The 12,085-nt window shown below is 66.3% G+C and carries 8 protein-coding genes; 6 read left to right on the top strand and 2 right to left on the bottom strand.

All coding sequences use genetic code 11. From position 1 onward, the window contains the following. Positions 1-104: 104 nt before the first annotated feature. The 3 genes from ACERNI_RS12050 to ACERNI_RS12060 all read left to right on the top strand — a co-directional run bounded on the left by ACERNI_RS12050 (position 105) and on the right by ACERNI_RS12060 (position 5,499). The gene (locus tag ACERNI_RS12050) at positions 105-1,898 is read left to right on the top strand and encodes an acyl-CoA dehydrogenase C-terminal domain-containing protein (RefSeq protein WP_448833526.1); all 1,794 of its coding nucleotides are present in this window, start codon (positions 105-107) and stop codon (positions 1,896-1,898) included. 123 nt (positions 1,899-2,021) lie between these two features. After that, positions 2,022-3,230, top strand: coding sequence for an acetyl-CoA C-acetyltransferase (locus ACERNI_RS12055; RefSeq protein WP_448833527.1), 1,209 nt, complete (start codon positions 2,022-2,024; stop codon positions 3,228-3,230). A gap of 70 nt (positions 3,231-3,300) precedes the next feature. Next, positions 3,301-5,499, top strand: a complete 2,199-nt coding sequence (locus ACERNI_RS12060) for a 3-hydroxyacyl-CoA dehydrogenase NAD-binding domain-containing protein (RefSeq protein ID WP_448833528.1) — start codon at positions 3,301-3,303, stop codon at positions 5,497-5,499. A 123-nt stretch (positions 5,500-5,622) separates the two neighbouring features. Here the strand turns inward: ACERNI_RS12060 and ACERNI_RS12065 are convergent, their stop codons facing one another. Beyond that, the gene (locus tag ACERNI_RS12065; protein ID WP_448833529.1) at positions 5,623-6,513 is read right to left on the bottom strand and encodes a hypothetical protein; all 891 of its coding nucleotides are present in this window, start codon (positions 6,511-6,513) and stop codon (positions 5,623-5,625) included. A gap of 534 nt (positions 6,514-7,047) precedes the next feature. Here ACERNI_RS12065 and ACERNI_RS12070 point away from each other — a divergent pair. Genes ACERNI_RS12070 through ACERNI_RS12080 form a run of 3 tightly spaced genes read left to right on the top strand, consistent with a single transcriptional unit; the run spans position 7,048 to position 8,494 of the window. Then, positions 7,048-7,524 (top strand): hypothetical protein, encoded by a 477-nt coding sequence (locus tag ACERNI_RS12070; protein ID WP_448833530.1) that lies wholly within the window; start codon positions 7,048-7,050, stop codon positions 7,522-7,524. Between the two features lie 3 nt (positions 7,525-7,527). Then, on the top strand, positions 7,528-8,214 hold the full coding sequence (locus tag ACERNI_RS12075) for an OmpA family protein (protein ID WP_448833531.1): 687 nt from the start codon (positions 7,528-7,530) through the stop codon (positions 8,212-8,214). Positions 8,215-8,242: 28 nt separating this feature from the next. Continuing rightward, the gene (locus ACERNI_RS12080; protein WP_448833532.1) at positions 8,243-8,494 is read left to right on the top strand and encodes a hypothetical protein; all 252 of its coding nucleotides are present in this window, start codon (positions 8,243-8,245) and stop codon (positions 8,492-8,494) included. A 72-nt stretch (positions 8,495-8,566) separates the two neighbouring features. On the opposite strand, the gene ACERNI_RS12085 is transcribed toward ACERNI_RS12080, so the two are convergent. Next, complete coding sequence (locus ACERNI_RS12085) at positions 8,567-12,067, bottom strand: PAS domain-containing hybrid sensor histidine kinase/response regulator (RefSeq protein ID WP_448833533.1); 3,501 nt, start codon at positions 12,065-12,067, stop codon at positions 8,567-8,569. Between the last annotated feature and the right edge of the window lie 18 nt (positions 12,068-12,085).

Genomic DNA, 12,085 nt, shown 5'->3' on the forward strand with positions numbered 1-12,085 from the left:
TGCTTCTCGCACCCGGCGTTCCTGTTCAGGCGCGGGGCGATGTATCGCCGTTCCGGCGGACCCAATGACGCTCTGGCGACGCATTCGCCTCTCAGGAGTTGCCCATGCCTACCTACAAGGCGCCCGTTGATGACGTGATGTTCCTGCTGCGGGATGTGCTCAACATCGAGCAGTATGGCAATCTGCCCGGCTTCGCCGACGCTTCGCCCGAACTGGTCGAGGCCATCCTGGTCGAGGGCGCCCGGGTTTGCGAAGAAGTGCTGCAGCCGCTCAACGCCTCCGGCGACCAGGAGGGCTGCCGCCGCGCCGATGACGGATCGGTCGCCACGCCGAAGGGCTTCAGGGAGGCCTACGCCGAATTCGCCGCCGGCGGCTGGATGGGTCTGGCCGCCAGCCCGGAATATGGCGGGCAGGGGCTGCCGCACACCGTCGCCGCCGCCATCAACGAATTTTCGTCGTCCGCCAACATGGCGTTCGCCATGTACCCGGGTCTGACCATGGGCGCCGCCGCCGCGCTGTATGTGCATGGCTCCGACGAGCTGAAACAGACGTGGCTGCCCAACATGCTGTCCGGCAAATGGACCGGCACCATGAACCTCACCGAGCCCCATTGCGGCACGGACCTCGGCCTGCTCAAGACGAAGGCCGTGCGCCAGCCGGACGGCAGCTTCCGCATCACTGGCACGAAGATTTTCATCTCCGCCGGCGAGCATGACCTGACGGACAACATCGTTCACCTGGTGCTGGCCCGCATCGAGGGCGCGCCAGAGGGCGTCAAGGGCATTTCCCTGTTTGTCGCGCCGAAGCTCATGCTCAACCCTGACGGAACGCCGGGGGCGCGCAATACTGTCAGCTGCGGCTCCATCGAACACAAGATGGGCATTCACGGCAACGCCACCTGCGTCATGAATTATGACGGCGCGACGGGTTGGCTGGTCGGCGAAGAAAATCGCGGCCTCAACGCCATGTTCGTGATGATGAACGAGGCTCGCCTCGGCGTCGCCATCCAGGGGCTGGCCCAGTCCGAGGTCGCCTACCAGAACGCCGCCCAATACGCGAAGGAGCGGCTGCAGGGCCGCGCCCTCACCGGAACCAAGGCCGCGGACAAGCCCGCCGATCCGATCATCGTCCATCCGGACGTGCGCCGCACGCTGCTCTCCATCCGCGCTTTCAACGAGGGCGCCCGCGCTTTCGTGTTGTGGAACGCGCTGAAGGCCGATGTCGCCCACCGCTCGCCGGACAAGGCGACGGCTGAGGCCGCAGACGAATTGCTCGGCCTGATGACGCCGGTGCTGAAGGGCGTGCTTACCGACATCGGCTTCGACAATGCGGTGAAGGCGCAGCAGATGTTCGGCGGTCATGGCTATATTGTCGAAACCGGCGCCGAGCAGTTCGTCCGCGATGCCCGCATTGCCATGATCTACGAGGGCGCCAATGGCATCCAGGCGCTGGATCTGGTGGGCCGCAAGCTGCCGCGTGGCGGTGGCCGCGCCGCCATGGCGTTCTTCGGCGAACTGCAGCAGTTCGTCAGCGAGAACGAGGCTGATGAGAACCTGGCCCCGTTCCTGAAGGCGCTCGGCAAATCCGCCGGCCACCTGCAGCAGGCCACCATGTGGTTCATGCAGAACGGGTTGAAGAACCCGGACAACGCCGGCGCCGGCAGCACCGATTACATGCACATGCTCGGTCTGGTGGCCATCGGCTACATGTGGGCGAAAATCCTCAAGGCGCTGCACGCGAAAAAGGCGGCGGGCGAGACCCTGACGCCGGCCCTGGAGGCCAAGTTCACGCTGGCCGATTTCTACGCCCAGCGCATGCTGCCGGAAACCGGCGCCCAGCTTGCCCGCATCTCCGCTGGCGCCGACGCCATCATGGCGTTGCCGGCCGAGGCGTTCTGAGCAGGCAGGCAATAGCACGGGCGCCGCCCATGCGGCGCCCCCGACCGTTTTGATCTGACGCATGTCCTGTCGCGCGGCTGCGCCACATGGAACTGCGTCGCGGTTCATCTCCGGAGGCCAGTCATGGCTGAAGCCTATATTTATGACGCCGTTCGCACGCCGCGTGGTCGCGGCAAGAAGGACGGCTCGCTGCACGAGTGCTCCACCCTCAAGCTGGCGACGACGGTGCTCGGCGCCATCCGCGAGCGCAACAACCTCGATACGCGGCTGATTGACGACGTGGTGATGGGCTGCGTCGATCCGGTTGGCGAAGCGGGCAGCGACATCGCCCGCGCCGCCGCGCTGGCGGCTGACTATGGCCATCACGTGCCGGGCGTGCAGATCAACCGTTTCTGCGCTTCTGGCCTCGATTCCGTCAACTTCGCCGCAGCCCAGGTCATGGCCGGCCAGCACGACATGACCATCGGCGGCGGCGTCGAATCCATGAGCCGCGTCGGCATGGGCGCCTCGGGCGGCGCCTGGCCGATGGACCCGGCCATCGCCGTCAAATCCTATTTCATGCCCCAGGGCGTTTCGGCTGATCTCATCGCCACCAAATACGGCTTCAGCCGCGATGACGTGGATGCCTACGCCGTGCAGAGCCAGCAGCGCGCCGCCGCCGCCTGGGCCGACGGCCGCTTCGCGAAATCGGTGACCCCGGTGCGCGACCTCAACGGCGTCACCATTCTCGACCGCGACGAGCACATGCGGCCGAACGCCGACATGCAGTCGCTGGCGCAATTGCAACCGTCGTTCGCCCAGCTCGCCGGCATGGCTGGCTTCGATTCCGTCGCCATCCAGGCGCACCCGGAAATCGAGCGCATCAATTACGTCCACCATGCCGGCAATTCCTCCGGCATCGTCGACGGCGCCGCCGCCGTGCTGATTGGCAACAGGGAGGCCGGCGAAAAGGCTGGCCTGAAGCCGCGCGCCCGCATTCGCGCCTTCGCGAACATCGGCTCGGAGCCGGCGATCATGCTCACCGGCCCGGTGGACGTGACGAAGAAGCTGCTGGCCCATGCCGGCATGGGCATTGGCGACATCGACCTGTTCGAGCTGAACGAAGCCTTCGCCTCGGTGGTGCTGCGCTATCTCCAGGTCTTCAACATCGATCCGGCGATCATGAACCCCAACGGCGGCGCCATCGCCATGGGCCACCCGCTCGGCGCCACCGGCGCGATGATCCTCGGCACGGCCCTGGACGAGCTGGAGCGCACCGGCAAGCAGACCGCCCTGGTGACGCTGTGCATCGGCGCCGGCATGGGCACCGCCACCATTATCGAGCGCGTCTGAGTTTCCCGGCTCGCCATTCCTTTCCGTCGCAGCCCGCTCCGGCTCCGGAAAGCGCATCAGGAGACAGTCCATGAGTCTCAAGGAATTCCACATTGACGTCGACGCAGATGGCGTCGCGCTCGTCACCTGGGACCAGCCCGGCGCCCCCATGAACGTCATCACCCTGGCGATGATGGAGGAGCTGGCGGCGGTGATTGACCGCATCGCTGGCGACGACGCCATCAAGGGCGCGGTGATTGCGTCCGGCAAGGACAATTTTTCCGCCGGCGCCGATCTCAACATGTTGCAGGGCGCCCGTCTTGAATATGAGCGGCAGGCCTCTGGCGGCGACAGCGAAGCGGCGATGCGCGTCTTCTTCAATGAAACGCGCCGCCTGTCGCAGCTGTACCGTCGCCTGGAAACCTGCGGCAAGCCGGTGGCGGCCGCCATTCGCGGCCTCGCCCTCGGCGGCGGTTTCGAGCTGGCGCTGGCCTGCCACTACCGCGTCATGGCCAATGACGGCGCGACGAAGGTTGGCCTGCCGGAAATCCAGGTCGGCCTGTTCCCCGGCGGCGGCGGCACCCAGCGCATCGCCCGCATGCTGGCGACGCCTGACGCGTTGCAGTTCCTGTTCAAGGGCCAGCAGATCAAGCCGTCGATGGCCAAAACCATGGGCCTGGTCAACGAAACTGCGGCTCCGGACGAGGTGATCGCCAAAGCCAAAGCCTGGATTACTGGCGGCGGCAAGGGCGTCGCGCCCTGGGACGTCAAGGGCTTCAGGAATCCTTCGGGCAAGGTGTTCTCGCCGGTCGGCATGCAGGTGTTTCCGGCCGCAAATGCCATCTACCGCAAGGAAACCTACGACAATTACCCGGCGGCGAAGGCGATTCTCGCCAGCGTTTACGAGGGCCTGCAACTGCCGATGGATCTCGCCCTGCAGGTCGAGAGCCGTTACTTCGCCCACATTCTGCGCACGCCGGAAGCGGCGGCGATGATCCGCTCGCTGTTCATCTCCATGGGTGAACTGAACAAGGGCGCCCGCCGGCCGAAAGGCGTTGAGAAGTCGAAGCTGCGCAAGCTCGGCGTCGTCGGCGCCGGCTTCATGGGGGCGGGCATTGCCTATGTCAGCGCCCAGGCCGGCATGGAGGTGGTGCTGGTCGACCGCGACCAGGCCGCCGCCGACAAGGGCAAGGCCCACGCCGAGGCGCAGATCGACGCGCAGGTGCGCAAGGGTCGCGCCACTGCTGAAGCCAAAGCCACCTTGCTTGGCCGCATCACCGCGACGCCGGACTACGCCGCGCTGGCTGGCTGTGATCTGGTGATCGAGGCGGTGTTTGAGGATCCGAAGGTTAAGGCTGAGGTCATCGCGAAGGTCGAGAGCGTCATCGGCGACGATGTCATCTTCGCCTCCAACACCTCGACCCTGCCGATCAGCGGTCTGGCGAAAGCCTCGTCGCGTCCGGCCAGTTTCATCGGCATCCACTTCTTCTCGCCGGTGGAGAAAATGCTGCTGGTCGAACTGATTGTCGGCAAGCAGACAGGCGACAAGGCGCTGGCCACGGCGATGGACTACGTCCGCGCCATTCGCAAGACGCCGATCGTCGTCAACGATGCGCGCGGCTTCTTCGCCAACCGTTGCGTCGGCGCCTATGTCCAGGAAGGCCACCGCATGTTGCTGGAGGGCGTTCCTCCGGCGATGATCGAGAATATCGGCCGCATGGCCGGCATGCCGGTGGGGCCGCTGTCGCTCAATGATGAGGTGGCGCTGGATCTGGGCCTGCGCATCGCCCGCGCCACGAAGGCGGAGGCCGGCGACGACGCGGTCGATCCCGACCAACTGGCTCTGCTGGAAACCATGGTGGAAGGTGAGGGGCGGCTTGGCCGCAAGAACCGCAAGGGCTTCTACGACTATCCCGAAAATGGCCAGAAGCAGCTGTGGCCCGGCCTGGCCAAATTGCAAAAGGTGAAGCTCGATCCCGATACGCTGGACGTGACCGAACTGAAGCAGCGGTTGCTGGTCGCCCAGGCGCTGGAAGCCGCGCGCAGCTTCGGGGAAGGCATCGTCACCGATCCGCGCGAGGCTGACGTCGGCTCGATCATCGGCTTCGGTTTCGCGCCGTTCACCGGCGGCGTGCTGTCCTATATCGACGGCATGGGCGCGGCGGCGTTCGTCGCCCTGTGCGACCGCCTCGCTGCGAAATACGGCGAACGGTTCACCGCCAACGCCCAGCTTCGCCAGATGGCGAAAGATGGCGGCTCCTACTATCCGAAGCTCGCGGCCGCTGCCTGAGGCGGGCCGCCGGTTCTCCGGGACGGCTGGTCAGTGCAGCCAGGCAGCTTTCGGCGCTCCCGAACGCAGACGCCGCGACGGTTATCCGTCGCGGCTTTTTTCGTCCTGATGCAGCGTCGCAGGTCAGGGAAACAGGCTGAAATCGTCCGCGTCGAGGTCTGCCAGCGCGACGTTTTTCAGGGTGACGCTGCTGTCCGCCAACGTCAGCACGACGTCGTCGCCCCGTTGTTCCAGAAGCCCGGGCAGTTCGCGCCACAAGCTGATCTGGCCGCCGCCGATTTCGAGCACGTCCTGATTGGGCGTAAAATCATGAATGACGTCGTGACCGGAGCCAGGCCCGACAACAAAGACATCGCGACCGCTGGCGCCAGACAGTTCGTCATCCTGGGGGGAGCCGGTGATCCTCTGCCGGCCCCAGGCGCCGCGCTCGATGGTCACGCCCGGCCTGTCAGTCTCGAGCTGGCACGCGGCCTCATAGTTTTCGGGCTGCCAGGCAGTGCGCGGCGCCGCGGCGTCGCAGCGTCCGGAAAGCAGGGCCCCCTTGCCGTCGAATGTCTGCAGAAGAACAAGCTCGCCCTCGGCGTTGAAGGCCTGGAGGCTGGCGATCCGGACCTGCGCCATGACCCTGTCGTTTATCCAGTCCCAAAGGGCGTCAGGCGCTGATCTCGCGTCGTTGACCAGGCCATTGCCAACCAGATGCCCGCCATCGTTGAGGGGCTGGTCGAATGACATGCGCACCACATGGCCGCTTCGCAGTTCATAGCGCGCGGACCAGTCGCTGACGCCATCCGGGAGATAATGCGTTTCATCAATGATATGGCTGCTGTCCTGCCCGGCGCGCCATATGTAAAGGGCGGTCTGGTAGAGTCCGCTGTATATGGAGCCGCCATAATAGGCGACTTCACCTGATCCATCATCTTCTGACCTGGGAATCAGGTAATTATAAATATAATAAATTCTTCTCACATCAAGAGATGCGTATTGCGGATCATCGATATAATATTTGAATGTCATGGAAATAATCCCTCATACCATATCCTGAATGCGTAATGATTGCTTCCGCAGGGGGCGCGCCATGGCGTGATGATTGACGTGACGATACGACATGCCGGTTGTGATGCCTGCATCACGTTGTGTTTTGCTGGGGCGCCGCTTGCGGCCGCAAAGGGGCCGCTGCCTGGGCGGGGCGAACCGTTTTTCGCGCCGCCGCCGCGTCGCCCCGACGGGCGCGCTGCTTCAATAAAAGCCTGCAACAAAAGCCTGTTTCGTCCCTTGGCCCGGCCGGTTGCGCGTTCAAATGTCCGGGGGATGCGGCGCATGCGCTTGCCATGGCGCAATTTTGATCCCGCCTCTGGGGCAGGCCGGGTTAGAACGGCGGCGCCGCGGCGCAGGCGGACGGCCGCCGGCTGCACAAACAGGGAAGGTGATTTCATGATGCTCGCGACGATGCCGACAGTCGCCAGGCAAACCGCCGCATGTGCTTTCAGCCTCCGGAAATGCGCCCGCACCGCCAGTGCATTGACCCTTGTCCTTGCTCTGGCCTGCGCGATGTCTGGCGCTTCTGCCCTCGCCCAGTCCGGCCCCCAGTCCGACGCTGCGGCTCCTGCGGGGGAGGCCGCGTCAGCCAGGTCCGCATCCGACAGGATCTTCAAGGTTTCCGGCGGGCAGACCAGCGTTCCGGCCGGCGTTACCATTCAGGTGCGGAAGATTGTGGTGGGCGAGGACGCGACCGTTGTCCATCTGGTCGCGTCCTTCGACAGTCGCCGCACCAGCCGCGTCAATCTCAATGAGGCCAACGCCACGCTTGATCTCGGCGACGGCCAGCGCCTGCAACTGCGCCAGCCGGACGACAACCGCTACCTCACCATCGCCAATGGCCAGACCATTGATGCGGAACTGGTGTTTCCTGGGCGGATCCCGGATGGGACGAAGCAGGTGGCGCTGAGTTTCAACGCGGGCAATGAGGGTGACGATCTGAACGCCCCCGGCGTGACGCTGCGCCTGTCGCTTGCGGAAGCGCGCTGACCCATGGGGGGACGGATTCGCCTGCCGGCCTGTGTTGCCGCCATGGTTTTCTCCTGCGGTCCGGCGCTGGCCGACTATGACGTCATCCGTGGGGGCAGGGCGTCCGGCGCCGGCGCCGGGCGCATTGTCGAGCGGTTCATCGGCGCCAGCACATGGCGTCCGCGCGAAGGGCTGCACAGCCTGTGGCGCGAACGGGCGCAGCCGTCTGCCCTGGCAAACCGGGGGGAGGGTTCGTCCTTCCGCATCCGCGAGGTGGCGCCGCAAACCCGGCTGAGGGCCCGGCAATTGCTCAGCGAACTGGGGGCGCGGGAGCAGCAGGGCGACATCGTCATCGCCGTGCCAGGCGATGTGCTGTTCGCCTTTGACAGCTCCGATATCCGTGCTGACGCCCGGCCGGTGCTGGCGCGCGTGACGGAGCTGCTCAAGGCGTATGGCGACGCGCCGGTGCGCATCGAGGGGCACACCGACGCCATTGGTTCGGACATTTACAATCTGGGCCTGTCACGCCAGCGCGCCGCGTCCGTCGGCGCCTGGCTGAGAGCCCGGGGCATTGACGCCGAACGCATGCGCACCGCGGGTTTCGGCGAAGCGCGTCCCACGGCGGCCAATACCCGGCCGGATGGTTCTGATGACCCGGAGGGGCGTCAGCGCAACCGCCGCGTGGAGATCATCATTGGCGCCGGGTCCTGACTGTCAGTTCGCGCGAAATGGAGGATTCATGTCGCTGATTTCATGCCCGGAATGCGCCCGCCAGATTTCCAGCCGGGCGCTGGCCTGTCCCGGTTGCGGCTACCCCATGGCCGGTGAAGGCGCGGCGCGGCCCGATCGCGCGACCGGCATCGCGGGCGTGGCTGGCAATGTCGCGGGCGTCTGGATCACAGCCCGCATGCTGGTCAGCGTCATCGTTGGCGCGATCATGATGGTCTGCTTCGCCGCCATCATGATCGCGCTGATCCTGGGAACGCGCTAAACCGGGGGGGCAGATCTCGTCTGGCGTCAACAGGTTGCGCCAGGGGCGGGCGGCGCCGCATGACGCGCCGCCTCAGTCCATCCGCGCCCGCCACTGGGTCAGCAGGGCGCGCAGCGCCGCCGGCTTCAATGGCTTGTGCAGCACGTGGGCGTTTTTCCTCTGCGCTTCCGCCCGCACCTCCGGGGAGCGATCGGCGGTCAGCAGCACGGCGTGCAGGCCCGGCCCCAGCCGCCAGCGCAGGCGGGTGATCGCCTCCAGCCCGTCGCCTTCATCCAGATGATAGTCGGCAATGACGATATCCGGCGCGAAGCGGCGCGCGCCGATGACGCGGTTGGCCTCATCAAGGCTGCCGCCGGTCGCCACCTGGCAGCCCCACCCCTCCAGCAGGGCGCGCATGCCCTCCAGGATCGCCGGCTCATTGTCGATGGCGAGAATGCGCAGGCCGGTGAGCGGCGTGGCCGGCGCAGGCGCGGGGCGGTTGACCTCCGGCGCCGCCACCGGCTCGCGCACCGGCATGCTGACGGAGAACAGCGAGCCGCGCCCGGGCGCCGAACTGAGCGACACCTTGTGGTGCAGCACATGGGCGATGCGCTCGACGATGGACAGGCCAAGGCCAAGGCCGCGCGCCTCGCGCATGCCCTGGTCCAGCCGCTGGAACTCCCGGAAAATGAGGCGCTGCTTTGATTCGGGAATGCCGAGCCCCGTATCGGCCACGGCAACGCGCAGGCGGTCGCCATGGCGGCGGCAGCCCACCAGCACCTTGCCGGAGGGCGTGTATTTGATGGCGTTGGAAATCAGGTTCTGCAACAGCCGGCGCAGCAGCCGCCGGTCCGAGCGCACATGCAGCGACGATGGCAACACCTTCAGCGTCAGGCCCTTCTCGCGGGCCATGGGCGCGAACTCCCGTTGCAACTGGTCGAGCAGGGGGCCGATCGGGAAAATTGAGAACTCCGCCCGCATCTGCCCGGCGTCGAGGCGCGAAATGTCGAGCAGCGCCGTGAGGATTTCCTCCACCGCATCGAGGGAGCCGACAATGTTGTCGATCATCGGCCGCGCCTCGCCGGCGCCTTCCGGCCGCTCCACCAGCGCGGCGGCGTAGAGGCGGGCGGCGTTCAGCGGTTGCAGGATGTCGTGGCTGGCGGCGGCGAGGAACCGGGTTTTCGACTGGTTGGCCTCGTCGGCGGCGGACTTCGCTTTGGTCAGCGCGACATTCAGGCGCATCAGCTCCTGGGTCCGCTCTTCCACGCGCTTCTCCAGCGTGGCATAGGCAGCCTCCAGCGCCTCCTCGGCCTCAACCTCGCGGGTCACTTCGGTATAGGTCGTCACGAAGCCGCCGCCCGGCAGCTTGTTGGAGCGGATCTCGATGACGCTCTCGCCAGGAAACAGTTTGACGCGCGCCGGCGGCCCGTCGTTGAGCAGGCTGGCGAGCCGGTCGGCGACCAGATCGTCCACATGGCCCGGGCCATAGGCCCCGCGGCTGGCGTTGAAGGTCACGACCGCGTCGAGGCCGACGCCAACGCGGACGAAATCCGGCGGCAGGTCATACAGGTCCACGAAGGCCTGGTTCCAGGCCAGAATCCGCATGTCATGATCGAGAATGGTGATGCCCTGCTGGGCATGGTCGAGGGCGTTCTGCAGGACGTCGCGATTGTACTGGATGGCGGCGGAGGCGTCGTCCAGCAACGCCATCGCCGTGCTGGACGACAGCTTGTCCGAGCTGTTGAGCAGCGACAGCATCAGCCGCGACGAGGCGGCGCCAATCACCGAGGCCAGCAGGTGCTCCGCGAAGCGGATGGTCTGGATGTCCGCCGGGGCCGGTCCCCTGGCTGGCTCCTGGCGGGTGGCGTTGAACCCGTCGAAGGCCGAGCGGGCGCGATCATCGCCCAGATAGCGCGCCACGGCGTCATACAGGTCATCAAAGGTGGCGACCCCGCGCACCGGCATTGGGCTCTGGCTCATGCGCGGCTCCGGCGAGCGGAAAGCATGGGCCTGAAGACGCTCGATGGCGCTCGCCGGGCGCAGCAGGGAACAGGTGACATAGAAGACAATGTTGAGGCCAAGACTCCACAGGACCCCGGGGGTGATATTTTCCGGGCCCGCCCCGGTCAACACCGCCGGGTTGATGATGCGCAGGCCAAAGGGGCCGGTGAGGAAGGAACTGCCCAGGCTCTGCGGATCGGCGATGGCCGGCAGCAGCAGCATCCAGGCCCACGCCAGCCAGCCGACGCCGAGGCCGGCCACGGCGCCCAGCGCCGTGCCGCGCCGCCAGACAAGGCCGCCGATGAACGGCGGCGCGATCTGGGCGATGGCGGCGAACGACAGCAGGCCGGTGGCCGCCAGGGCCGCATTCGCCGCGTTCTCGTTGTAAAACCACGCCAGCGCCATCACCAGCACGATGGCGCAGCGGCGAATGCCCAGCACCACCGGGCCCATGCCGGAGCGGATGTGCAGACCGCGCGCCGCCCGGGCCGAGCGCCAGCGCAGCAACACCGGCATCACCAGATCATTGGAGATCATGATCGCCAGGGCGACGGAGTCGACAATCACCATGGCGGTGGCGGCGGAAAGGCCGCCGATGAAGGCCAGCAGCGCCACCCAGCCAGCGCCAGCCTGCAGCGGCAGTTGCAGCAGGGTCATGTCCCGGTCGGCGGCGTTGGGAAACATCGAAATGCCGGCCAGGGCGATGGGAATGACGAACAGATTGATCAGCGCCAGATAGGCCGCGAACATCCACGCCATCCGCGGCGCGTCGCCAACCCGCCGGTTCTCCACGATCATCATGTGGAACTGGCGCGGCAACAGCAGCGCGGCGCAGGCGGACAGCAGCACCAGCGTCGCCAGATTGAGCGGGCTGGAGGTCATTTCCAGAAAGCGTGTGGGCGAGGTGGCGTCGGCGCGGGCGACGATGTCGGTCACGCCGCCGAACATCGCATAGGTAATGAACAGGCCGACTGCGAGGAAGGCAGCCAGCTTGACGATGGACTCCACGGCAATGGCGGCGACAAGCCCCTGCTGGTGCTCGGTGGCGTCGACGCGCCGGGTGCCGAAGGCCACGGCGAACAGCGCCAGCACCACGGCGGCCATGACGCTGATCCACTCCATCCACGATGCGGTCTTGCCGTCGATGGCGGCGAGAAACGTAGTGAGCGAAACCGAAACCGCCTTGAGCTGCAGGGCGATGTAGGGCACCGATCCGGTGACGGCGATCAGGGCGACGACGGCGGCGACTTTCTGGCTCTTGCCATAGCGGGCCGCCACGAAATCCGCGACGGAGGTGATGTTCTGGGCCCGGCTGAGGGCGATGATGCGCATCACCAGCCGCGAGCCGAGCACCAGCGCCAGGGCCGGCCCGATATAGATCATCAGGAAGTCGAGACCGGAGCGGGCGGCAAAGCCAACGGAGCCGTAGAAGGTCCATGACGTGCAATAGACCGCGATGGTGAGCGGGTAGATGAACACCCGCAGCCGGCCGTCGAGCCATCCGCCAGCGCGCCGGTCGCAAAACCACGCGACGCCAAACAGCGCACACAGATAAAGTAACGCGGCGGCGATCACCATCCAGCTGTCGGGCATGGGACTCCTGTCGTCCGG

It is taken from the genome of Camelimonas sp. ID_303_24 (assembly GCF_053543495.1).